The sequence below is a fragment of the Rhodococcus sp. 06-462-5 genome, assembly GCF_002258315.1.
In the GTDB taxonomy this organism is placed as follows: Bacteria; Actinomycetota; Actinomycetes; order Mycobacteriales; family Mycobacteriaceae; genus Rhodococcoides.
In genome coordinates this window covers 22,206-46,849 of sequence record NZ_NOYD01000054.1, presented here as the reverse complement: position 1 = coordinate 46,849, position 24,644 = coordinate 22,206, and the positions used below count along the sequence as shown (strand labels likewise).

Sequence of the window (24,644 nt, the reverse complement as noted above, 5' to 3'; positions counted from 1 at the left end):
CATCGGCGCGCCACTTCGTCCTTCTACAAACAATCGAAGGGATTCCGGTATGGCCGGAACGGCTGATTTACCTTTAGAAATGCGACGCAACGGCCTGAACCCGACCGAAGAGCTCGCCCAGGTCCGTGACCGCGACGGTGTTATCCCAGTAGGAGAACTCTACGGGGCCCCGGCTTTTCTCGTCTGCCGTTACGAAGACGTCCGGCGAATCTTCGCAGACTCAAACCGGTTCAGCAACGCCCACACGCCAATGTTCGCAATACCCAGCGGCGGCGATGTGATTGAAGATGAACTAGCCGCCATGCGCGCCGGTAACCTCATCGGACTCGATCCCCCCGACCACACCCGCTTGCGTCATATCCTTGCTGCGGAGTTCTCAGTGCACCGGCTCAGTCGCCTGCAGCCGCGCATCGCAGAGATAGTGGACAGTGCATTGGATGGTCTCGAGCAAGCCGGGCAACCCGCCGACCTTATGGACCGTTACGCGCTACCAGTCTCTTTGCTCGTACTGTGTGAGCTGTTGGGAGTGCCCTATGCCGATCGCGACGAATTGCGAGATCGAACAGCACGCCTCCTGGATCTGTCGGCATCTGCAGAACAACGAGCGGTTGCCCAGCGAGAAGACCGTCGATACATGGCCACCCTGGTTACCCGTGCGCAGGAACAACCCGGTGACGACTTGTTGGGAATTCTGGCGCGCAAGATTGGCGACAACCTCAGCACCGACGAACTTATCAGCATCATCAGTCTGATCATGCTCGGTGGACACGAGACCACAGCAAGCATGATCGGCCTCAGTGTACTGGCCCTTTTGCATCACCCGGAACAAGCCGCCATGATGATCGAGGACCCGAACTGCGTCAATTCCGGAATTGAGGAATTATTGCGGTGGTTGTCGGTCGCCCATTCGCAGCCACCGCGCATGGCAGTAACCGAGGTGCAAATCGCCGGGGTGACCATTCCGGCAGGATCTTTCGTCATCCCGTCCCTATTGGCCGCTAATCGCGACAGCAATCTGACGGACAGACCCGACGACCTCGATATCACCAGGGGAGTAGCCGGTCACCTCGCCTTCGGGCATGGCGTCCATTTCTGTCTTGGGCATTCACTCGCTCGGATGACCCTGCGCACGGCCGTGCCGGCGGTACTGAGGCGCTTTCCCGACCTAGCCCTCTCACCCTCGCACGACGTTCGGCTCCGCTCCGCCAGCATTGTTCTCGGCCTCGAAGAACTACAGCTGACGTGGTGAGAAGCGAGCGGTCATGAAAGTCGTCGTGAACGAGCGGAGGTGTTTCGGCTCCGGTCAGTGCGTGCTCGTCGCGCCCGAGGTCTTCGAGCAGAGTAACGACGGCACAGTCACATTGCTCGTGGACAAACCTTCCCCAGACAACCATTCGCTGGTACGCGCGGCTGCACGTTCCTGCCCAGCTACTGCTATCCGCTTCGAAGAGAATGCGATGCGACAAGAGCCAACCGAATTCAGCTATGACGATCTGCCTGCTCTGATCTCCCGTATGCGGGGAGACGAAAGGCACTCGTTCTCATCCTCATCGACGATGGACGTGCTGTGGGTACTCTACGACGAAATCCTCAACGTATCCCCCGAGAGCCCCGACGACGACGACAGGGACCGCTTCTTGCTGTCCAAAGGTCACGGCCCGATGGCCTACTACGCGGTACTTGCGGCCAAAGGGTTCCTCCGACCAGAGCTCCTCGATACCTGGGCGACAAAGAACTCACCACTCGGCTTCGCGCCGGATCGAACCAAAATCTCGGGTGTAGAAATGTCGGGTGGCTCGCTCGGCCATGGCTTGCCGCTCGCAGTGGGCGTCGCGATGGGACTCCGTATACAAAATCGTCACGCACCGAGAGTCTTCGTGCTCATCGGCGATGGAGAGTTCGATGAGGGCAGCAACCACGAGGCGATGGCTTTTGCAGGACGCGCGCGCTTGAACCAACTGACGGTCATCGTCCTGGACAACGGCACGGCAAGTATGGGTTGGCCGCATGGAATCGATAAACGGTTCGACGGTGAGGGTTGGGACACAATCAACATCAACGGTGCTGACCATGAGGAGATCGCTGCGGCACTGAATCGAGATCACAACGACAGACCGCTCGCGGTGGTCGCCACCGTGACTCGGCAATCGGCCCGTTCGTCCATTCAGCAGAGATGAATCGCCATGAATTCCGCAGACACGCAAGAACCAAAGTCCTTCAACCACACTGACATGTGGACCGCATTCGGAACGACCATGTCTGGTGCATTGGAAACAGACCCCCGCGCCGTAGTTGTGCTGGCCGACATCGGAGCCCACCTCTTCAAAGCGGCCGCGATCGCAGATCCCAACCGCGTGATCAACGTAGGGATCAGGGAACAGCTGATGATGGGGGTAGCCGGCGGGCTCGCCATGTGTGGCATGCGACCCGTGGTACACACAGTCGCCGCCTTTCTCGTCGAGCGGCCTCTTGAACAAATAAAGCTGAACTTCGCCCAGCAAGATGTCGGCGCAGTCCTGGTCAGTTGGGGAGCCTCCTACGACTTGTCGGAGTTCGCCTTCTCCCATTTCACCCCGGGCGATATCACCGTCATCGATTCGATGCCCAACTGGACAGTTCACGTGCCAGGCCATCCACAGGAGGCCGCCGATCTTCTCCTCGAATCGCTACCAGGCGATGGACGGGTCTACCTACGGCTGTCGAGTCAGGTCAACCGTTACCCCCATGCGGTCCGAGGGACATCGTTCACACCTATCAAGTACGGCACCCGCGGAGTCGTCCTCGCAGTCGGGCCCTGTTTAGATGCGGTGCTGTCGGCAACCTCCATGCTCGACGTAACCATCCTCTACGCGGCGACGATTCGCCCCTTCGACGCCACGGGCCTGTGTGCCGCGGTGCAAGCCGTGAACCGTCCGAACGTCGTGTTGGTCGAGCCCTATCTGGCAGGCACCTCGGCGCACCAAGTCTCGTCCAGTCTCGTCAGCCATCCCCATCGGCTGCTCTCCCTGGGCGTTCGACGTGAGATGGAAGATCGCCACTACGGAACCCCCGACGACCACGACCACATTCACGGACTTGACGCCCGTTCCCTGAGTAATTCGATCAATTCCTTCCTCGGCTGAGCACGACCCGCGAGAGAAAGGAATCGGGATGAAGGAATCAACCATGGCACAGACGCAAGCAAGGTTTGATCGGGTGCGATGGGAACCCGGCGTATACGCAATCGTCGGTGCCACCGGAATTGGAAAGAGCGCCGAAGCGAGCAAGTTGGCATTGAGTCACTCGGCTCCGATTGTTGTTGCCGACCGTATCCAGTGTTACTCCGATCTCCTGGTCACCAGTGGTCGAGCGTTCGACGCGAAAGTGGAAGGGCTCAACCGCGTTTGGCTCGACAACCGGACCATACATCAGGGCAACTTCGATCCGGACGAGGCCTTTGACCGGCTGATAAAAGTACTGACCTCGTACGTTGATCGCGGCGAAGCGGTGGTAATGGAGGGCGGTTCGATATCGCTCATTCTTCGATTCGCGCAAACGATATCCAACCTACCGTTCCCAGCTGTCGTGAATGTTATGCCTATTCCTGATAGGCAACACTACTTTGCCCAGCAGTGCGCAAGGGCACGACAAATGTTACGGGGAGATTCAACGGGCAGGAATTTACTCACCGAACTGGCGGAAGCGTGGGTTCTAGGCGATCAGCACAACTTCATAGCCTCGGTTGCGGGTCTGGACTGTGTACTCGACTGGTGCGCCACGCATTCCGTAACACCAGAGGAGTTGGCCAACCGAGACCTCACCACGGAGGTGCTCGACGAACTGGCGGCATCAATGGGTGGCCGGTATGTCGAGCACGGCGTCCTTCAGCAGGAAATATTTTTAAGAACCTTCGGTGCCCCAGGTGTGACCGCCAGATGAGCGGGATCTGGCACACCGACGACGTGCACCTGACATCCGCCGGGGCTGATTTCGGAAACTGCATCCATGCGAAACCGTCCGTCGTTGTCGTGCCACGGACCGTGGCCGACGTGCAGGAAGCCCTGCGCTACACCGCGGCGCGGAACCTATCGCTCGCGGTGCGCGGATCCGGACACTCGACTTACGGGCAATGCCAGGCAGATGGCGGAGTCGTGCTGGACATGAAAAGGTTCAACACCGTCCACGACGTTCGATCGGGGCAGGCCACGATCGATGCGGGTGTGCGATGGAGCGACGTGGTCGCTGCCACGCTCAGCCGCCAGCAAACCCCTCCGGTACTCACCGACTATCTCGGGACCACCGTCGGCGGAACGCTTTCGGTCGGCGGCTTCGGGGGATCGAGTCACGGCTTTGGCTTGCAAACCGACAACGTGGACTCTCTTGCTGTAGTTACCGGATCGGGAGATTTTCGGGAATGCTCCGCCGTATCGAACAGTGAACTTTTCGACGCCGTGCGCGGCGGCCTCGGTCAATTCGGCGTAATCGTCAACGCGACAATCCGTCTGACCGCTGCTCACGAGTCGGTTCGACAGTACAAATTGCAGTATTCCAACCTCGGCGTATTCCTTGGCGACCAACTCCGCGCCATGTCCAACAGACTATTCGACCATGTACAAGGACGAATTCGTGTCGATGCCGACGGCCACTTACGTTATCGACTGGACCTAGCCAAGTACTTCACCCCACCACGAAGGCCAGACGACGATGCGCTGTTGTCATCGCTCCAATACGATTCGTGCGCCGAATACAACTCGGACGTAGATTATGGTGACTTTATCAACCGTATGGCGGATCAGGAGCTTGATCTTCGGCACACAGGTGAGTGGTTCTATCCACATCCATGGGCCAGCCTGCTGATCCCGGCAGACAAGATCGAGCAGTTCATCGAAACTACCAGCTCCTCATTGACGGATGACCTAGGAAACTCCGGGCTGATCATGGTTTACCCGATTCCAACAACACCGATCACCGCACCGTTCATTCCGATTCCTCACTGCGACACATTCTTCATGTTGGCCGTACTTCGAACAGCATCCCCAGGGGCCGAAGCCCGAATGATTGCCAGCAACCGCCTGCTCTATGAACAGGCTCGGGATGTAGGCGGGGTGGCCTACGCAGTCAATGCTGTCCCCATGTCACCGGGAGATTGGTGTACGCACTTCGGTTCGCGATGGCAGGCCATCGCACGGGCTAAGCGTCGCTTCGACCCATACAGGATCCTCGCCCCTGGATACAGAATGTCATTCGACTGATGAACCTTCGACCAATGCCCGCGACTACGGTCTCGGCACAGGCCCGCCCGACCCCCAAGAGCGTCACGGTCTTCTGCGGAGCTATGCCAGGGCGCGGGACCAAATATGGACAGCTCGCAGAGGGGATGGGGCGTGCGATTGCTAGATCGAAGCTGCGCCTCGTTTATGGTGGCGCCCGAGTCGGCCTCATGGGCACCCTCGCGAACGCGGCCTTGGACTCCGGCGGAACCGTCGTTGGCGTGATCCCTGAGAGCTTCACTGCGATACCCGAGGCTGCGCATCATGGACTGACAGAACTACACGTCGTCCATGACATGCACCAACGCAAAGCTCTCATGGCCGAACTCGGTGACGCATTCATTGCCCTCCCCGGCGGTGTCGGAACCGCAGAAGAGTTCTTCGAGGTCCTTACGTGGTCACACCTGGGGCTTCACAATAAACCCTGTGTACTGCTGAACGACAACGAGTATTACCGCCCCTTGCTCTCCTACATCGAGCACGCTGCCGTCGAAGGATTTATCACCCCCGCAACCCGGTCTCGCGTAATCGTCTGCAAAGACATCGAGGGGGCTATCGCGGCCATTCGCTCACCCTAATTAGTGGGACTTCTGCCTGGCCGGTAGATCTGCTCCGTCCTCGGTGCATTCTATATCGCTCACGTTCCACCCAGTTCGTCCGTATACGAAATTTGGAGGCACGTCGATGTCTGTACGAAAATTTCACCTAGGCTGGTTTGTCGGTTTCTTTGCTAACGATTTCACCGGCGACTTCTCGCCGCCTGAAGAGCCATGGGATGGCCGATTCTATGTCGAGATGGCGAAGTCGCTAGAGCGCGCAGGATTCGACTACATGATGTTCGAGGACACGGTGTCGGTACCCGATGCATACGGGCGATCCTTCGATGCGTACCTGAAACACGCCCTGTGGGTGCCGAAACACGACCCAGTGCCGTTGGCGTCGGTGATCGCGGCCGCGACCGACCGCATAGGCGTAATCGCTACGATGTCGACGGCCTTCTATCCCCCATACATGCTGGCACGCACTGTCTCTACGGTCGACCACATCGCTGGTGGGCGCTTTGGATGGAACATCGTCACCACCGGTCAAGATCAGGCCGCGCGCAACTTCGGCATGGATCGTCTGCTGCCGCACGACAAGCGCTACGAGGTAGCACATGAGTACGTCGACCTTGTCCGAGATCTATGGAATTCCTGGGATCGAGACAACATCGTCCGTGACCGCGAGTCAGGGACTTATGTTGCGCCCGGCACTGTTCGGGCAGTGAACCACACTGGGGAGCATTTCCGTTCGGCGGGTCCGCTCAACACGGTGCACCCACCCAATGGGCAACCAGTTTTCGTCCAAGCTGGCGGATCCCCCAAGGGCCGCGACTTCGCCGCGAAGTACGCCGACTCGATTGTTGCCAACGTCAACACCGTGGAGACGATGCGGGAGTTTCGTGACGATGTCCGTAACCGGGCGCAGGCACACGGTCGAGACCCTGACGACATCAAGGTTCTCTTCATCGCGATGCCAGTACTCGGTGCCACTATGGATGAGGCTCAGGCCGCGAATAAACGGAGAATGACCAGCGACCGGGCCATCGAAAACATTCTTTTGCAACTGTCTTTCGTCACCGACATCGACTTCTCTCAGTTTCCGCTCGACGAAGTACCTCCGCAAGACTTGACAACCAATGGCGAGCAGTCATCACTGGAGAGCTTCCTGCAGCACGGTAGCGGTAAAACTCTGCGCGAGCTGACCATTGATTACCTCGCTCCGTCTATCGAACTGGTGGGGACGCCTGATCACGTAGCGGAGCGCATGGGGGAGATCGTCGACGAGGTAGGCGGTGACGGATTCTTGATTTATACCGGGTCGAACTCGCTCACCCGCCGATTCATCGCTGAGATTACCGACGGCCTCGTGCCAGCTTTACAACGAATTGGGCGAACGCGGGTGGGATATTCGTCGGTGTATCTACGTGACAACCTTCGTGAGTTCTAGTTTTGGTGCTCGTTCGCGCCATCTCCCGAGGCCATCCCATGATCAGAAACGCTCCTGGTGGTGCCGGGCTCGTGATCATCGAGCTGCACGTCCCCTATCGAACAGCAATTTAAGTGACAGGAATTTGTGGTGACTGTGGATTACTCTATTCGGGGGCTCGCTCCCAGTGAGGCGCTCTACGTCGACTTGGGAGTTTTCATCGGGTATTCGGTGCGGGCTCGCGGCGATTTGAACATATCGGGGCTCTCGGCGGCATTTGCGACATTGCGACGCTCGTATCCTGTGTTGGCTGCGCACGTGGAGACGATCGATGGAGACCATATGATCGTCAAACCATCCGGTCCGCTGCCCGGCCTCAGCGTGCACACAGGGGATCCCGGTCAGCCGCTGAGCGGGGTGAACCTCAGTGCGGGCCGCGCCCTTTCCGGGCTACACGTCGTCGGCGATTCCGCCTGCGCGAGTGTGACTTTACTAACCCACCACTGCATAGCCGACGGTCGCCATTCTGTAGATTTGCTCAGCGATCTGTGGTCTTTCTACACCGACATTGTGGAAGGAAAGACCCCTGACGCGGTTGTTCATGGCTATCCCGAGTCGCTGGAAAAGCTGTTCTCCGAGAGAGGAATCGACACACCCGATGTCGGCAATGACGAACCATTAGAGTCGGCATTAAACAGGCCGCCGACGGCTGGCTATACCGAGCCACATCGTGCGATGACCCAACTGCGTTGTCGTTTGAGCAGGCGAGTCACGACCGGGCTCATCGACTTCGGACGTCACCATGGAGTTACGGTAAACGGCCTAGTATCTGCCGCTATCATGCGGACCGAGTCAGATCTGAGAAGTGTTCGGCTCGCCGACATCGCCTACCATTTTATTGTGGACCTCAGGCCTCACGTCACACCTGCAGTGGATTCCACCGCGGGAACAAATATTGTCGGCTTCCCCGTCTATCGGGCTACGGCCGAGTCCGTAGAAATCGTGGATCTGGCTCGCAGTTTAAATGAGGAATTGCACATCGATCTCGCCGCCGGCCACCTCCAAAGTGAAGCCCTGACAGCCGCGAAGATGGCAGTGCTGTTGCCTGAACCCAACGAGGTTCGTTGCACCAATGGAGGCACGGTTCCACCATTGCGATCGCCCGCAGGACTCAAACTCGAGGACTGCCGGCCCGCGCCAGCTGGGTTTTCCTTTCCTGTTTACATCGTCCATGGGTATGGCGGTCGACTGAACATCGAGTTTGCTTTGCCGCACGGAGCTTCCCGCTACGACATCGGCCGAGGCCGGGAACGGATCAGAACGCTCGAATCCCACCTTCGTTCCGTGGCGTGATTGACCAGGCACCGGTTCCGTGAGGCCGCGCCACGCAAGGTCAGCGGATCAACCGTTATTCAGACAGTCCCGGTCTCGCAGACGAGGCTCAGCGAAATTCCGCAACGCTTCGGAGATGCGTGGGGCGTTGAGATCGGTGATCGTGGCGAGGTAGACGTTGGCGCGGTGTCCGCGGTGAGCGAGGACGGACAGGAGTTGGAGACTGCGGTTGCAGGTGAGGCGGAGGGTGTCTACGACGCCTTCGAGGGAGTCGATGACGAGGTATGCGGGGGTGAAGTCGTGGGTTGTGGCTTGACCGTTGTCGATCAGAGTTTTGCGTTGGGTTGTGAATCGCCAAACGGAATCCATGATGTCGACAGGGTCCGGGTCGGTGTCCGCGGTGGTCGAGAACGTGGGGGTTCTGGACGGGCCAGTGATCATCCATACGTGCGGAGAGTGGCCGCTGAGGGTGTCGGCGAGGGTGTGTGCGAGGTGCGTCGACGCCGCGGGATCGGCGTTCAGGAGGAGATGACCGTCGCGCTGGGGGTGCCACGTTTTGGTACCCCCAGCGTCGTGCACGTCGATGCGGACAGCGATGTCGGTGTCGGGGTCGTCCAGCTCTGTCAGCATCGTGACGGTTCCTTGTGTTCGAGTAGGGAGGTGGGTCGGCTACGAAGCAATCTGTGCCGTGGGGTTGGTGATGCGGGTGCGGAAGAGGTTGGTGAGCTCGTCCGCTCCGGTTCGACCGTTGTCGGCCATCGGTTCGTTCGCGTAGGAGTTGTGCGAATCGGTGGCGAGCGAGGTGGCGTAGTTGAGCACCTCGTCGAGCACGCGGCCTGGGGTGAGATTATCGGCCAGCCGGTTCAAAAGGGGGAACTCGTCGAGGGGGAGTGCGCGGAGGGTCTTGCGGACCGCGTTGTTGACCTGGCCCACGAGTTTGCCGAGATCGGCCGGTAGAGCCACATAGTTCTGGGCCGCGGCGTTGGTGGAGATCCGCGCTGCGGTGGTGCCGATCGCGATGTACTCGTTGATAGGCAGCTTGGACACCACGGTCCCGATCATCGAACTGAATTGGCTCGCGAAGCTGATGACTTGGGGTGTGAGGGTCGCCAGCAGTGCCGGAACGGCGAACATGTCACCGCGGTGGATTGCATCGGTGAGCTGCGAGACGGTGGTGGCCATCGGGGCGATGTCTGCCCCGGGGATGGTCATTTCTGCGACCTTTGCGCTCAGTGTTGAGACGTTGCCGGCGAGGTCGAGTGCGAGCTGCGGCACGGTGAGCATGTTGCCTGTGGTCACTGCGGTGTTCAGTTTGCCGAGCGTGTCGGTCAGGGGTTGGCCGTCGAGACCGAGAAGCGTGGTGACGACTCCGGCGACCGAAGACGCGGGATCGGTGGCGTCGATCTTCGATCCGAGTTGCCCGATGAACTGTGTGGCGATGGCGTCGTCGGGGGTGTTGCAGTACGTGTCGTCGGGATCGCACACGCTGGCGGTGACGTTGTTGAGAGCTCCGAATCCCTTGGGTCGCGCACCGACGAAGCCGTTGCCGGTGGTCTTGGTTCCGAGTTGAACGCCGGCGGTCGGGCTCTGGCCGGGGTCGGCCATCAGGCCCACGGCAAAGATGCGATCGGCGCTCACCGGGCCCTCGCCGTTTCCGATCTTGCTGGCTAGATCTCCCGCGGCGTCGGCCCCTTGGGAGAAGCCGGTCAGCCCGAACTTGGTGCTCGGGCATTCGGCTGCCTTCTCGGAGATGTGTTGCGATGCGCGATCGATCGCTTCCTTCTTACTGGTTCCGTAGGTCTGGGCCTTGTCGTTCACGATCGTCGCGACGTAGGGAACTGTGTATGTCTGCAGTTCCTGGGATGAGAACTCGGAGTCGAGTGGGTCCACGACGTTGCGGAGCATTCCGACCGGCACATTCGGATCGGCCTGCTCGTTGGTTTCCGTGGTGCCGGGTATGGCCACCAAGATGTTGTCCGGGCATGCCGGAGCACCGGCTTGCGGATCGGCAATGGCGGAGGGAATGACGACGATGCTGGCAGCGACGGCGAGCCCGACTGCGCTGACAACGATCCTCTTGCGTGTACGAGATGCGGTCATGATGTGCGTCCTTTGTAGGTGAGAGCGGGGTTGGTGCAGGTGGACTTCAGCTCGCCAAGGCGGACTCATGGTGTGATCGGGTGTAGAAGAACGTCCGCTTTCCCGGCGAGGGAGTGTTGCCGGTGCGTGCTGCTACTCCGTCGCGGACTCGCGCGACAGCGCGGCTCAAGCGCTGTCGAAGGGCTGCCGGTGAGCAGTTCTCCTCGACGGCGAGCGATGCGAGATCGGCACCTTCGGTGACGAGATATGCACGGATCAGAAGTGAGTGCTCGTCGGCAGTGATGGTCTTGGACTGCACTGCCCATGCAAGAACCGAATGCAATTCCCGTGCCGATACCTCCCCCGGATTGCTGGTCGTGCGGTCATCGGATCCGTCGGCAACCCGGTGGAGCTGGTCGGGTTCGGCCGGCGTTTCCACCGCAGATTCGCAGGTCTTGGTGATCAGACCCAGCGTCCGAAGCGAGAGTGCCCCGGCAATCCCAGTGCCGCCGGGACGGTGCGAAGCGATCACCTCGTAGAACGCGGCGATGGTACGCGAGGCACGTTCTTCGCGGCTGTGATCGGTTCCGTCCAGCCGCGCGTAGCGATGGATTCGGACCAGCTTGGGGAGCATCAACCGGACCAAAACTGTGCCGGCGAGGGCGCTGCCTGCACTGTGCTCGGTGAGCAGAAGGGACAGGGTGGCGTCACTGTCCTGAGCGGCAAGCTCAGCGATGTCGGCCACGGAGCGAGCGGACGACCATGCGGGGTGTCGATCGGCCCACGTGCGGACTTCGCGGCCTGCGAGAGCGTCGACACAGAGATTGGTCCACTCGGCGTTGATCGTCGTAAACAGCGATGTGCTGTATCCGAGTGGGGTGGAGGAATGCGAGGAAGGCTGCGGCGAGGTCACTGGGGCGCTCCTGATAGAGGCAACTGAAGTTCGATCGCCTCTGACACAAACAGCGCCTTATATCCGCTGAGCTGCGGATTCTTACTCGAAAAGGCGGAGCTGTTATACCCGCCGGGTCCGGCGGAACCAGAAAACGGCAGCGCCCCGCGTTCGACATAGACCGCTGTGACCTGCGGTTACACGGCGACGGTGATAACAGCCCGACGAATCGCAGCGGGGCGGTGAAAAAAAGTTCGAGAAATTTCCGGTCGCCTCTGTCACAGACCCGCCCGCGAAGGGATCTACCTGTTCTCAGAAGCCCGTACACGGCGGGCTACCGACAGGAGGACCCCGGATGGACGACCACGATCCGTCGGCCGCATTGCTCTCGGACACCGCTCGCGTGCACTCGGTGTCCGAAGAGATCCGCGGCCTCGCGGCGCAACTCGGCGACAATCCGCTCAGCGCAGAGATCGCCAGCCGCGTCCGCGAGGTCGTGCTCGGTGAGCCGGCCGAGCAGGCGCGGGCAGCGCTCGAACGGATGATGGCGACCCGGGGTCGAGGCGCTCTGCGATTGGTCGACGAGGGCTTCGTACCCGCCACGGTCGAGCCGTCTCGGCACGAGGAGATCTCATGAAGATCCATCTCCGTAAGAAGGGCTCGAACAAGCCGACAGAAGCTGCGCCGGCCACCGAGCTTCATCAGTGGGCCGGCAAGCAAGCGGTCGCGACCAAGGCGATGAAGTGGGGTCTGTTCGCGGCGATCGGCTCCGGAGTGGTGGCACTGGTTCTCGTCTTGGCCGGCGTCGGGTCCACGACGCCGATCCAGAGCAAGGCAAACCCTCAGACGGTCATCGACACAGCCCGCGAAGCAGCAGCGACCGACCTCGCGCAGGACTTCGTGTTGACGTGGTTGCAATCCAAGCGAGGAGACGAGAAAGCCCTCGCGCGCTTCGTCCGCACCGACGGCATGTCGCTTCCGGCTCAGGCGAGCTATACCGCGTCCGAACCTCGAATCGCGAGCGTGAAAGCAATCGACCCGCCGGCGCGAAATCAGGGTCCCACAGGATCGACATCGCAAGGAGGACCGCTACAGGCGGCCGGCCAGAACTACGCGATCGTTGTGTCGGTCTCGGTGGTTCCGATCGGGGCAGACCCGGCGACGAAGCCGGAACGTCGATACTTCTCGGTCCCTGTCGTGTTCGTGGGAGACGACGCGCGGGCTGCAGCAGTCCCTGCTGCTGTGGCGGCCCCGGCAACCGGCGGTGACCTCACACTCGGCTACCGATTCCGAGTCGGCCTCGATCACTCGCTCACCCAGTCGATCAGCCAGTTCCTCTCGGCAATGGTTGCCGGTGCCGGAGAAATTTCTCGCTACACCTCACCCGGCACACCGATCCGTGCCGTCACCCCCGCGCCGTACACCAGTGTCCAGATCACCGACCTCGTCTCGGACACCGACTTCTCGGCGGGTGCGTCCGGATCCCCGGCAGATGGTGCGACGGTACGGGTGCTCGCCACCGCGACCGTCACAGCCACGGACCGAGCGCAGACCTCGACCGTGCAATACCCGCTGACAGCGATCGCCCGGGGTGGCCGGTGGGAAGTATCCGCGCTCGACCCGATGCCGTTGCTCGCGAACTCGACCGGACTCAGCGCAGCAACCCCAACCATTGCGGTGCCGACCTCGACTGGTGCCAGCACTACCTCCTCCGTTCCCGCAGCGCCCGTTCAACCGAACTGACGCTCTGCTCCCCCTATCCGAAAGGTACGAACAATGACCATTACCTCGATCCTGGCCGATCCGTCGTCGACCGTCGTCGCCGAAGGAATCATCGAATGGGCCAACAACAAAGGTGCGGAGGTGCAGGGCCTCATCCGCACTCTCGTGGGCGTCGGCGTCGCCGGGTTCATCGCCGCGATTGCTTTCAAAAGTCACTTCGCCATTGCCAAAACACTGGTGGCGATCGTGGTCGGCGGGGCACTGATCTGGGTGATGTGGAACATCACCGCCGTCAAAGACAGTGTCGGCGACGAGCTTCCCGGCTCCGCCTCGCCACAAAGCAGCGAGGTCGTCGTGGTGCCCGATCCGATCGCGGCGTTCATCTGACACTGCTCGGCCAACTCACGAACACCTCGATTCAACGACCCCCGCAGGAGTGTGACCGACCATGACCGAACAGCAGGCCTCCTCGCGGAGCGTGGTCAAGATGTTCACCAAAGCGCGCAATTTTCCGCAGCTGATCGGCAAAGCGCCAGACGGCCGAAAGATCCCCGGTGGCCCCTACACCCTGACCCAGTTCGTCGGCGCGGGTATTGCAGGCGGACTGCTGTGGCTGACCCAGTCGCTGTGGGCGCAGGGCAGTGTCATCACCAACGGTGTCATCTTCCTCGGTGTCACCGGCGGCACCCTGTGGGCGTTGGGGAGGCTGCCGCAGGGAGCACGGAATCCGATCTCAGTAGTCCGGGGTGTCGGGCGCGCGGCTACCGGGGCGATGTCACCGTCGAGGATCAATGGCGAGCCGATCCGGATCAAACGCCCTCACGCGGTACTGGGGTCGGTGATCATCCTCGACACCCCGCCAAGCCACGACGCTGCTATCAGTGAACCAGCAGTCATCAGAGCATCCAGCGATCGAGTAGAGAACGCCGCGGCACCGGTGGAGCTCGACGACAACGCAGCGCCGGCCGCACCAGCATTCAGACCTCTGACCCAACCGCGGCCGGAGCGAAAGATCGCACCAGCGCCAGCCCGGCCGCGATCGGACGGCGAACGCCAGCGCTCGCAGAGTCCAGCCCTGGCCGAAGCGTTCGGCGTCGCCAACCTGGCACCGGCGAGCAGCGTTCAGCAGCTGCTTGCCATGGCTGCAGCGGCCCCCACCCCGACCCGAGAGAAGGCGTAATGCAACAACCGAACCGGCTCGTCACCTCGAACTTGCGCTGGACCCGCTCCGGAGTCGTCTGGGCGGACTACGTCCTGACCGGAATCCCGTACGGGTACCGGCCGATCGAAGACCGACAGACCGCGCGGGCGATGCACAAGATGTTGCTGCGCGCTCTTCCTGGCGAATCTCTCCTGCTCAGTGTCGCGGTCAGTCTGGACCCAATGACCATCGTCGAGCGCATGGAACGGGGTGTCGATCTCGATCTCCATCCCGCGTGGGCAGACGAATGCGACGCCACGATCGACCGCCTGGAGGAGATCCGACCCGGCCAGCGAATCTACTGGCTGTCCATCCCCCTGGCCAACCACGGCTTCGGTGACACCGTCAAGGCCGCAACGTCCGCCGCATGGTCCTCGGTGGCCGATCTGCTGGGGATGCCGCCCTCGTCGATTCCCGTCGAGGAGAGAGAACGCCGCGCAGCTCAGGCCGCGCAGATCGCCGCGGCCATCCCTGCCTTCTACGATGCGACCCCCGCAACCCCCTCCCAGATGGTGTGGCTGCACCAACATGCTCTGCAGCGCGGCCTCGGCCTCGATACCGACATGCCCACCGCTCTAGATCATCCGGCAGGCACTGCTCGAGGATCCTTCACTGCCGCGCGGCTCGACGAAGGGGCTCAAAGCGATCGCCCCGAATCGGGCTGGCGGGCCAAGGCGCCGACCTTGTCGCGTGTGCTCAAAGTCGACCAGCCGTGGGAGGTAACGCCACCGCCGGCCAGCTATCAGTGCTTCCTGGTGCTCGCCGCCACTCCTTCGGGCGGCACGCTGTTTCCAGGCTCGGAGTACCTGACCCTCGCGGACAACCTGGGCGGCGTCGATGTCGACTGGGCAATTCGGTTCAAGAACTCCGCTGCATCGGAGGTTCTGAAGAAGAACCGCCGCGCCTTGGTGCAGATGAACGATCAATACACCCAGCGAGAAGACGAATTGAGCACCGGCAGCGTCCTCGACGACGCTGCCGTCGCCCTCGCGGAATACAACGCGCTTCTGGAGGCGGACGCAATGGAGATGGAAGTGCAATCCACCACCGTCTTCTGTGTCGCCGCCGCGGACGAAGAGACGGCCATCGCATATCAGCGCGAGCTGGCGAAGGAGTTCGAGGGTTCGACCTACAGGTTGCAGTCACCGATCGGATTCCAGGAGGAGCTGTTCTGGGCAATGACACCCGGCGTGCCGACGCCGGCGATCTGCAACGAGTTCGCGCAGATCACCACATCCGAACATTTCGCCGCGTACGTACCGGTCACCCGCAACGATCTCGGCGACGGAGACGGCCCGCTGATCGCACTCAACATTTCCTCGGCCCGCACTGGCGTCGTGCACCACGACATCGCCAAGAAAGCGTCACGTGACGTTTCGGGTTCGGTGGGAGTGTGTGGCAACTTGGGATCAGGCAAGTCCGGCTACTTGAAAACAACCGGTAACCAGGTCGTCGACCGCGGCGGCCAAGTCATCGTGGTCGACCGGACCCCTCTGGGCGAATACGCACTGTGGGCCGAAGCGATCACCGACGCGGTGGTCGTCGATACCGCAGCACCGGACGTCACGATGGACCCTCTTCGGCTGTTCTCGCCCGCACGAGGAGGGGAAGTTGCGGTGTCTATTCTGTTGCCGCTGTTGCAACTTCAGCCCGACGACCGTTTGGGGGTACTGCTGTCTCAAGTGCTCGAGCCGGAATACCGCGCTCGCTTCGGCAATTTCACTACCCCAGGCCTGGTTTCGCACCTCGAGAAGGACTGCACCCTCGACGGAGCTGCCGAGCTTGCCGGAAAGTTGAAGGTCTACGCGACCAAATCCTATGCAGCAGCGCTGTTTCGGCCGGACCTAGAGCCGTTCAATCCACGCGCAGGAGCCATCGTCTTCCGCACTCACACACTGGAATTGCCCTCGGAGCGAGAAGTGGAGAACGAGCATCTGTTCAAGCAGATGTCGCTCCAGAAGCGGGTAGGGCGAATGATGTACACCCTCATCGCGCAGATCGCCCGCGGCATTTGCTTCGCGGACCCCAACACCCTCGCGGTCTTCCTGCTCGACGAATGCCATCACCTGACGCGCTCGAGCGAAGGTGTCGAGATCATCATCGACTTCATTCGAGACGGCCGCAAACACGACGCCGCGGTGATGCTCGGATCGCACGACCCCGAAGCAGACTTCGGCTCCGAGACGCTGCGAGGGCTCATCCCCACCCGGCTCGTGTTCCGGCAGACGGATCGACGACTAGCGCAAAAATCGTTGAAGTGGCTCGGCGTCGGGGAAGACGATCTCGGACTGCTCAAAGAGCTGATGGAGAACACATCGCCCGTCGAAGGCAAAGACGGATACGTCGCACCGCATCGCCGCGGAGAGGGCTACATGCGCGATCCCGCCGGCAACGTCGGCCGCATCAAGGTCTTACTTCCGGCATCGGAAGCGAGATACCAAGCGGCGAGTACGACTCCGAAAGAATCGACTACCGAGCGCGCTGCGGAGTTGGCGACATGGTGATGTCGAAACGAGTTGTGCGCCGGCCAGGTTCGATTGGCGGCGGCGTCAAGATGGTTCTCGAGCTCGTGCTGTGGTCGTGGATCCCGCGGTCGTGGTGCAGTGTTCTCGCTCGCTTCCTCGGCCCTGTCTTCAAGTGGGTAGTGGCATCTCGAATCCGCCGCGCGATCGTCACAGGTGTCGCTGTCTGGCACATGATCGGTCTGCTGGCGATCGCCCTGGCGTCACCGGCTCATGCCGACCCGGGTGAAACCCTGCCCACCAACAGCACATTCAGCTGGATGGAAGTCCGTGACTCTCACGGAATTCTGGTCTGGGACTACTTCATGTCCATCGACGAAGGCTCGGTCGGGCACCCGATGTACACCGTGTTCTCCACCTTCATCATGCTCGAGTACGAGGTGTACCGCGGGGTGACCGGCTTCGCGATTTGGTTCGTCACCTACGCCTTGCGGTTCGAGTGGCTCGAATTGTTGACTGCGCCGTTCCGTTCGATCGGCGATGCCATGCAAACGGTCACCGATCAGTTCCAGCTCACGGGCCTTCTTCTCACCGCTGCTGCAGGCATCGGAGCGTGGTGGGTCATTCGCGGACGGTGGACGACGGGAGTGTACGAACTCCTGATGGCAGCAGCGATCGCCGCTGCGGCAGTGGGGATCCTGTCCAATCCAGTCGAACGGGTCGCAGGACAAGACGGCCTGATCATGCAGGCGCGCGACGCCGGCGTGCAGCTTGCGGCAGGCCTGGCCAACAAGGGAGACACGACGTCGAGTTCCGACGAACTCATCGACCAGATCTCGGAACAGATGGCCGACACGTTCATCAGGCAACCCACCCAACTGCTGAACTTCGGCCGAGTCATCGACGGCTCGCCCGACGGAGAACGTTGCACTCAAGCCTGGGACGCCGGCCACGAAAAAGCAGACGGCAACACACGAGACACCCTCAAAGACAACATCAAAGGCTGCGGCGGCGAAGGCGCAAAACAGATGAAGGACTTCGCCGATCACCCCGGACCGGGACAGGTCGGGTCCGGGGTCGCGATGCTACTGGCCGGTGTCATCCTGCTCGGATTCGCCACAATTCTGGCGTTCACCCTCATCCTCGCGGTACTCACCGCCCTCGCATCGGCCGTCAAGGGAATTGTGGTGACCGTCGTTGGAATTCTGCCCGGATCCGGCCGCGGAGCATTGTGGAAAACCCTCGCCGCGGTGCTGATGTCGATGGTCATCGTTATCTTCGCGGTGGTGTTCCTCGTCGGATACATGATCGTGATCGGACAGTTGTTCAGAGGAGACGGCGACTCTCCGCTGATGATGAAATTCATCCTGACCGACATCGTTCTGATCGCGGGCATCATTCTCTACCGCCGCGCAGTGAAAGGACTACGCAAAGCTTCCGACGCCCTCGCACGCAAGCTCGGAAGCAGACCAGGAGCCGCGCCCACCGCGATATCGACCAAGACACCGACCAGCCCCCTCGCCCAAGCTGCCTACGCCGGACAAGTGGCCCGCCAGGCCTATCAAGGTGGAAAGGGACTGGCCAAGACAGCCAGCCATGCAACGGCCCGAACCGCCAAGGCGAGTAAAGCTCTCGTCGACGGGACGGCAGCCGCCAGCAGCGCAGCCACACTTGGAACTGCTGCCGTGGTCTACTCGGCCGGGAAGATTGCAACCGCGGGCGTCAAGAAGGTCGTCGGTCGACGGAGCGACGCCAAAGCTACCCAGGCGGCCACCGACACCACCAATGCTTCCGAAACCCACCCCAGCCTTCGCAAACCGATCAACATCGACCTTCCCCCGACGCAGTCGGTCGTCGGCTCCGGTCACTCCCACACTCCGGTCTCCAGCCCCGTCGGAGACCGATCGGCGGTCCGCTCTCACGGCGACAAGACAACGAACGCACCCGGTATCAAGCGGCCGGTGGCCACCGCTCCCGCACTGTCGACTCCAGGAAACCGAGAAGTTCGGGCCAGCCGCGCCACGGTGACCGGCCCTGGAGGCGGACGATTCCGTGAGTACTCCACCGATGAGGGCTCGCCGCTTCTGCTTCCCGACCGGTCCACGCGGCCGTCGAGTGCTCCGCGTCGTGCCCGACCGACCGTCCAACCAGGTGCCACCACGAATCCGACGGAAATCCTCCATCGAGCTGCGTCAGGCGCACGGCGATGACCTTGGTGGCCCCGCCTGAGACAGCGGTGTCGCCGAACTCGAAAGCGCCACGTCGATGGTGGAAACTCGCCCTGGCGGTCGGTATCGCCGCTCTCGGTGTACTCGTCGTCATTCCATTGATGGTCGTCGTACTCGTCACATCGTCAGGTTCCAGCGGTTGTGCCCCCACGGTCTCGTCCGGTACCGGTGGTGATGATGCATCGCCGTTGACCCCGTCCGGTCCCATCGGCAAGCCGACCCGCGATGGCACGACCACGATGACGTCCCCCTTCGGGCAGCGGTGGGGCACGATGCACCAAGGCGTCGACTTCGCGGGCCCGATCGGCACCCCGATCTACGCAGCCCTCGACGGCACTGTGGTCAAAGCCGGACCCGCTCAAGGCTTCGGAATGTGGATCGTCCTCGACTCGATCGTCGACGGAAAACCGGTCTCCACCGTGTACGGGCACATGTATCCCAACGGCGTCCTCGTCAAGGAGGGACAACAGGTCAAGGTCGGCGACCACATCGCCGACATCGGCAACGCCGGCGGCTCCACCGGACCACATCTGCACTTCGAGTACTGGGAAGGCGGCCGTTTACAGGGCGGAACCGCTATCGACCCGATGAGCAAACTCGGTCAGGCGGGAAGCCCCCAATCGTCCGGCGCTGATTCACCGACCGGCGCCGGTACCGCTGTCGATTGTGGCTTCGGCACGGCCGGCGGAGATCTCCGAACCGGATCCGTGCCGCCGGAGTTCGAGCCGTGGATCCGCAAAGCAGGAGCCGTGTGCCCAGGCGTGGGTGCTCCCCTGATCGCATCCCAACTCTCCGCCGAGAACGGTTTCCGCTACGGCCCGTCCGCTCCGGTATCGAGCACCGGAGCGTTGGGGCCCGCACAATTCATGCCGGGAACCTGGGCAACGTGGGGCAAGGATTACGACGGAGACGGGCGAGCCGACCCGAACTCCATCGGAGATGCAGTGATCTCACAAGCCCACTTCATGTGCGCCATCAACGGAGATATCACCGCAGCCATCGCCGCGAGAAAAGTGAAGGGCGACCCAACTGCACTGACGATTGCCGCCTACAACGCGGGCCCCGCCGCGGTGCTCGCAGCCGGTGGAATGCCATCCGGCGGTGACTACACCACACAAACACAGCCCTATGTGGCGAAGATTCTGGCCGGCCAAGCGCAGTACACATCCGAAGGTTCCACAGGCCGGTTCGTGCCGACCGGAGCTGACGGAGACAATGTCGTCGAGGCTGCACGCCAGTACCTCGGAACCCCCTACGTCTGGGGCGGCGGAGATATCAACGGCCCCTCCCGAGGAGGATTCGACTGCTCAGGACTGACCAGTTTCGCCTACTTCGCGGGCAAGCACATCACCCTGCCCCGCACATCCGAGGCCCAATGGGGAGTGGGTTCGGAGATCCCGATCGATCAAGCGATGCCCGGTGATCTCGTCTTCGGATCATTCGAGGCGAACGGCCCTGGGCACGTCGGTATCTACATCGGCGGCGGTCAGATGATCCACGCCCCCACCACCGGAGACGTCGTCAAACAAGCTCCACTCATGGCTGGAATGAAAGCCCGGAGGATCTGATGTCCCTTGCCGGCCGACGTCTTATAGCCGTCCTCCTCGTCGTTGTAGCCGTGGTGACCATCGCCTGGTCCTGCAGCTCACCCGCCACCGATGAGCCGGAATCGGCACCGGAGACAACGAGCGCGCCAACCGCGCCGTCGCTACCCGAAATCAACACACAGCCAACCGAGACAACCGCTGTACCCGCTCCGATCAGCAGCGCCGCCACAGACGCGGAGACCGCAATCCGTCAAGCACTGACGACCGCCTTCACCTGGTACCCCAGCACCGACACGAGCTCGACCGACGCGTTTCTACGCGCCCGCCGATGGTTCACCGACAACCTCGCTGCAAAACTCTCCACCCCTGCAACGACCGAGCGAGGCCCCGGTGCCCAGTGGGAACAGTGGAAGAAAGAAGACGCCGAAATCACCGCAACCGTCTCGATCGGCTGCTCCGGATGCCCGGCAGATACCGCCGAGCGCATCTATCGAGTCGCGGAGATAACGCAATCGGCCGTCACCTCGGATGCCACGGTCCCCGTCGACTCCACCACGACCGTGTGGGTATCGGCAGTGCCGACCGCAGCCGGGTGGAGTGTGGACACTCTCGATTTCTGACCCTCGCCGCACATGACCCGGAGAGGGTCGCCGGCCACTGAACCGATCGCCCTGTACAGGCAACATGGAACGCACTATTTCCCGTGATCGGTGCCGCCGTTCATAGCCCTGTCGCGCTACGTGACAACCGGCTTCCGTCGGCCCTTAGCTCGCGGATCCGCGAGGAGGAGCCCCACCCCAGGCCGGTCGGGGTGGCTTGCGTATACCGAATCTCGTGGCAGTCACGCCGACGCTGGGGTTGGCGGATGGACGTTGCCCGAGGGTGCGTAAGAGAGGAATCGAACCGCATCCGATGAGCAGTTGATGAGGCGCCGATGCTGCCGCGAATTGGTGGTTATATGCCCCGGATGTGGGAAGGTCGCTGCAAGCCTTACTCGCTTCGCATCGCCGTTTGCAGCGTACCCCCCATGTCAAGGGGTGTCGAGCGCACATAGCTGTTCCCGCGACGGTCAGTCGCAACACGGAACGCGACTTGCCCGTCCCCAATCGCACCCTCACCGATAGAGCACTGGTGACCGATCGGTGCGCCACTGATGGGGCCATGAACGCATGCGCTGCAGCGCGAGATGAAAGGTTGTCGGAAAAAGATTCACCGCGGCTGTCACAGAAGTCGACGCACCTGGATCTACCTGTTCTCGAGAAGGCACGACGAGACAGGGAGTCCCCATGAGCGCACCGACACGACTACACGTAGCGAGGGCACGTTCGAGGAGCAGTCGATCTACGGCCGGCCCCCTGAGTCCTGTCATCGATCGAGGAGCGCTGCCGAACTTCGCTCGGATCGAGACCCTCAGGCTCGACGATCCCACCAACCGGATCGTGACCCTCGCAACCACCGACGAGGTCTGGTCGCTCGTCGTCGAGTGGAATTCGAGCAACCTGCTCGTCGACACCGAAGACGAACGATTGATCAGACTTGTCGATGCGGCTCTCCGCGCTGCGCACTGCCAGCCTCACGCCGCGTGCCGTTTCACCCTCGACTACAACCCGACCCATCTCAACAACGAAGTCGGCCGACGCAGCGTGGCCTTGACCGCAACGATGCGCCCAACTTCCGGTGACGGGATCCTGATCACGATCACCCGGGATGCATGATGTGCGCGCTACCCAACCCGACTCAGGCACCCCTCGACGGATACCGGTCGCTACGTGATGCACCCTCGCTCGACCCCCAGAACAATCCGTGGATCCGCAACTGTGTGCTCTACGTTGCCGGTGGAGTCGTGTCGGCAGCACTGGGCCCGATCCTGAACCTCGACACAGCGATCGCATGGGGTGGAGCAGCACTCGGCGTCGGCGCGGGCGCGGCCGTCAGCTACAACGGCTATCGCGCCACGATCCGAGCCGAAGAGACCGATCGTGCGATCGAGCAGCTCTGCCGGCTGACCGCGTCACCGCCGACCCGTGATGTCCTGACGGCGACTCGGTGGAGCGGCCAGTGGCCCGGCCGTCCGGGCAGAATCACCGTCCGCTACCAGTCGGCCGCGCTCCTTCTCGACGAACAGTGGGAGCCCCGCGTCGTCGAATTGCTCTCCCAGCAGAGCTGGGGCCGGTACCGGATCCAGAAGCACAACACACGCAAACGCCGTCTCGTTCTCGTCCCGGACACACGGTCCGTCTCCGAGACGCATGTCTCGCCCGAACTCGTCAAAGCCACGCGCACGATTCTCGCGCTGCTAGGGCCGACCGGAAAGATCACCAGACACGAGACGGACCCGAGCACCGGGGATCTTGTAGCTGTCGAAGCCACCCATGAGGTCGGACATCGACTCGAGTCCGAGGGCTATCGGGCCCGAGTACAACGAGTAGTGAGCGTCAATCTGCCCGGTCGGTGGCGTGCTCGCTGGAACCTCGAAACGGACTGGGTGCGTTTCGAGGTGCGCCCGACCTTTCCGAAGAAGCTCTACAACCCGGCCGGCCTCGGCGACGCGGAATCCACGACCGATCTCGGCGACCTCGCGCACTCCGACTACGACTCGGTCGCGATTTCGTACGGCGAGGACGAGGACGGCAACCCCATGGTGTGGCGGCCGGCGATCGACCCACACTTCATGCTCGTCGGTGCATCCGGAACCGGAAAGACCGTCACCGCACACACCCTGCTGACACAGCTCACCGCGCACGGTTGGCCGGTATGGGTCGTCGACGGAAAAGGGGTCGAGTTCTTGGGCTTCCAGGACTGGCCGAATGTACAGATCGTCGCCAGCCACATGGAGCACCAGGTCGCGGTCATCTATCGGTTCTGGAATCTCATGGAAACCCGGTACTCGCTGATCGTCAACGGAGAAGCTACCGAGGCCGACTTTGAGCCCGTCGTTCTGTTCATCGACGAGTACGCCGACTTCCGAGGCAACCTGCTCAACTGGTACTCGAGCATCAAAGGTAAGGGTGATCCCACCAAGCCGAAGACCCTCCAGGAAGTGGCGTCGATCGGACGAAAAGGCCGCACAGCGAAGTGCCACATGGTGCTGGGAACGCAGCGACCCGATGCCGAGTACTTCGGCGGCGACATGCGAGACAACTTTCGCCAGCGCGTATCGATGGGCCGTCTGAGTCCGCAGGGCGCGTTGATGATGTGGGAATCGGCAACCACTGGAGTCGGTATCCCGCGCGGATGTCGTGGGCGGGCGACCAGTGTCAACGACCACAACCAAGCGGTCGAAATTCAGACCTACTTCACTCCCGACCCCCGCAAGACTGAGCCCGGGGCCGACGACGCAGCGGTGCTGGACCGCCTGCGTCCTCTCGAAGTGCGGCACGAGCGGTTGGTGATCCTCGACCCGGATCCCGGCGGCACCGTGGACGGCGACGAAGAGATCCGTTTCCATCACGTCTCCGGCGCGCCCTGGGCGCGCGCGTCGGACCATCCCAATCTCGATCCCGTCGCCAGGCGAAAGACGCGCGCGGACAGTGATTCAGCTCGTCGCGCATCGTCGCCGATGGCAATGCTCAATCTCGACACCCCCACCGTTCGCCAGCCCAAGCCCGACGCGCAGACGCCGAAAGAAAAAGCCGTGTCCGGCGTCCCGGGCTCTCCGATGCACAAGGACCGCCCGCACCTGCAGGTGGTCCCCGACGCCGGTACCGACGTCGACGACTGGGAGGGCTACGGCGAATCCGAAGACACTGCTCCGGTCGACCTCGTTGCCGGCGACCTAGTTCTCCTCGACGAGGACGCCGGGATCTGGGTCGTCGTCGACAACGAACCCGACATCTACGGAGACGAGTCGGGTGACGACATGGTCGGGCTGACCTGGCGTGGCGACGGCGACGACGAGGGGGTGCTCGACATTCCTCTCGACGCGACTGTTCAAGTTCGTCGCCCCCTTGCCCTCGCCACCTGA

The 24,644-nt window shown here is 62.0% G+C and carries 21 protein-coding genes; 18 read left to right on the top strand and 3 right to left on the bottom strand.

Annotation, left to right across the window (positions count from 1 at the left end; genetic code table 11):
* The first annotated feature begins 49 nt into the window (after positions 1-49).
* The 8 genes from CH251_RS24720 (at position 50) to CH251_RS24685 (ending at position 8,570) form a co-directional block, all read left to right on the top strand.
* Positions 50-1,249 carry a cytochrome P450 gene (locus CH251_RS24720; RefSeq protein WP_015586131.1) on the top strand — a complete coding sequence of 400 codons (1,200 nt, stop codon included), beginning with the start codon at positions 50-52 and terminating at the stop codon, positions 1,247-1,249.
* A 13-nt stretch (positions 1,250-1,262) separates the two neighbouring features.
* Entirely contained in the window at positions 1,263-2,177 is a 915-nt protein-coding gene (locus CH251_RS24715) for a 4Fe-4S domain-containing protein (protein WP_080730063.1), read from the top strand.
* 6 nt (positions 2,178-2,183) lie between these two features.
* Positions 2,184-3,122, top strand: a complete 939-nt coding sequence (locus CH251_RS24710) for a transketolase family protein (protein WP_015586133.1) — start codon at positions 2,184-2,186, stop codon at positions 3,120-3,122.
* 28 nt (positions 3,123-3,150) lie between these two features.
* Positions 3,151-3,918: an adenylate dimethylallyltransferase Fas4 gene (gene fas4 / locus CH251_RS24705; RefSeq protein ID WP_015586134.1), complete on the top strand. Its 768-nt coding sequence runs from the start codon at positions 3,151-3,153 to the stop codon at positions 3,916-3,918.
* Positions 3,915-5,231, top strand: coding sequence for an FAD-binding protein (locus CH251_RS24700; protein ID WP_032365005.1), 1,317 nt, complete (start codon positions 3,915-3,917; stop codon positions 5,229-5,231). Before fas4 ends, CH251_RS24700 begins: the two co-directional genes overlap by 4 nt.
* Positions 5,231-5,827 (top strand): TIGR00730 family Rossman fold protein, encoded by a 597-nt coding sequence (locus CH251_RS24695; protein ID WP_015586136.1) that lies wholly within the window; start codon positions 5,231-5,233, stop codon positions 5,825-5,827. The genes CH251_RS24700 and CH251_RS24695 overlap by 1 nt, the downstream gene beginning before the upstream one ends.
* A 106-nt stretch (positions 5,828-5,933) precedes the next feature.
* Positions 5,934-7,238 carry an NtaA/DmoA family FMN-dependent monooxygenase gene (locus CH251_RS24690; RefSeq protein WP_015586137.1) on the top strand — a complete coding sequence of 435 codons (1,305 nt, stop codon included), beginning with the start codon at positions 5,934-5,936 and terminating at the stop codon, positions 7,236-7,238.
* Between the two features lie 129 nt (positions 7,239-7,367).
* On the top strand, positions 7,368-8,570 hold the full coding sequence (locus CH251_RS24685; protein ID WP_032365006.1) for a hypothetical protein: 1,203 nt from the start codon (positions 7,368-7,370) through the stop codon (positions 8,568-8,570).
* Positions 8,571-8,618: 48 nt separating this feature from the next.
* Here the strand turns inward: CH251_RS24685 and CH251_RS24680 are convergent, their stop codons facing one another.
* Genes CH251_RS24680 through CH251_RS24670 form a run of 3 tightly spaced genes read right to left on the bottom strand, consistent with a single transcriptional unit; the run spans position 8,619 to position 11,541 of the window.
* Positions 8,619-9,179, bottom strand: coding sequence for a hypothetical protein (locus tag CH251_RS24680; protein ID WP_015586139.1), 561 nt, complete (start codon positions 9,177-9,179; stop codon positions 8,619-8,621).
* Between the two features lie 39 nt (positions 9,180-9,218).
* On the bottom strand, positions 9,219-10,649 hold the full coding sequence (locus CH251_RS24675; protein ID WP_015586140.1) for a cutinase family protein: 1,431 nt from the start codon (positions 10,647-10,649) through the stop codon (positions 9,219-9,221).
* 46 nt (positions 10,650-10,695) lie between these two features.
* Positions 10,696-11,541, bottom strand: coding sequence for a hypothetical protein (locus tag CH251_RS24670; protein ID WP_015586141.1), 846 nt, complete (start codon positions 11,539-11,541; stop codon positions 10,696-10,698).
* A gap of 334 nt (positions 11,542-11,875) precedes the next feature.
* On the opposite strand from CH251_RS24670, the gene CH251_RS24665 reads away from it, so the two are divergent.
* From CH251_RS24665 to CH251_RS24620, 10 genes are all read left to right on the top strand, one after another.
* The gene (locus CH251_RS24665; protein ID WP_015586142.1) at positions 11,876-12,157 is read left to right on the top strand and encodes a hypothetical protein; all 282 of its coding nucleotides are present in this window, start codon (positions 11,876-11,878) and stop codon (positions 12,155-12,157) included.
* Positions 12,154-13,263: a conjugal transfer protein gene (locus tag CH251_RS24660; protein ID WP_015586143.1), complete on the top strand. Its 1,110-nt coding sequence runs from the start codon at positions 12,154-12,156 to the stop codon at positions 13,261-13,263. Before CH251_RS24665 ends, CH251_RS24660 begins: the two co-directional genes overlap by 4 nt.
* A gap of 33 nt (positions 13,264-13,296) precedes the next feature.
* A complete protein-coding gene (locus CH251_RS24655) occupies positions 13,297-13,629 on the top strand; it encodes a hypothetical protein (protein ID WP_015586144.1) in 333 nt (110 codons plus the stop codon).
* A 61-nt stretch (positions 13,630-13,690) separates the two neighbouring features.
* A complete protein-coding gene (locus CH251_RS24650) occupies positions 13,691-14,422 on the top strand; it encodes a hypothetical protein (protein ID WP_015586145.1) in 732 nt (243 codons plus the stop codon).
* Complete coding sequence (locus tag CH251_RS24645; protein WP_015586146.1) at positions 14,422-16,947, top strand: ATP-binding protein; 2,526 nt, start codon at positions 14,422-14,424, stop codon at positions 16,945-16,947. The genes CH251_RS24650 and CH251_RS24645 overlap by 1 nt, the downstream gene beginning before the upstream one ends.
* Positions 16,948-16,997: 50 nt before the next feature.
* The gene (locus tag CH251_RS24640) at positions 16,998-19,115 is read left to right on the top strand and encodes a hypothetical protein (protein ID WP_141214634.1); all 2,118 of its coding nucleotides are present in this window, start codon (positions 16,998-17,000) and stop codon (positions 19,113-19,115) included.
* A gap of 119 nt (positions 19,116-19,234) precedes the next feature.
* A complete protein-coding gene (locus CH251_RS24635; protein ID WP_072692242.1) occupies positions 19,235-20,701 on the top strand; it encodes a peptidoglycan DD-metalloendopeptidase family protein in 1,467 nt (488 codons plus the stop codon).
* The gene (locus CH251_RS28030) at positions 20,701-21,300 is read left to right on the top strand and encodes a hypothetical protein (protein WP_015586149.1); all 600 of its coding nucleotides are present in this window, start codon (positions 20,701-20,703) and stop codon (positions 21,298-21,300) included. Before CH251_RS24635 ends, CH251_RS28030 begins: the two co-directional genes overlap by 1 nt.
* Positions 21,301-21,966: 666 nt before the next feature.
* Positions 21,967-22,395, top strand: a complete 429-nt coding sequence (locus tag CH251_RS24625) for a hypothetical protein (RefSeq protein ID WP_015586151.1) — start codon at positions 21,967-21,969, stop codon at positions 22,393-22,395.
* On the top strand, positions 22,392-24,644 hold the full coding sequence (locus CH251_RS24620) for an FtsK/SpoIIIE domain-containing protein (protein WP_015586152.1): 2,253 nt from the start codon (positions 22,392-22,394) through the stop codon (positions 24,642-24,644). Before CH251_RS24625 ends, CH251_RS24620 begins: the two co-directional genes overlap by 4 nt.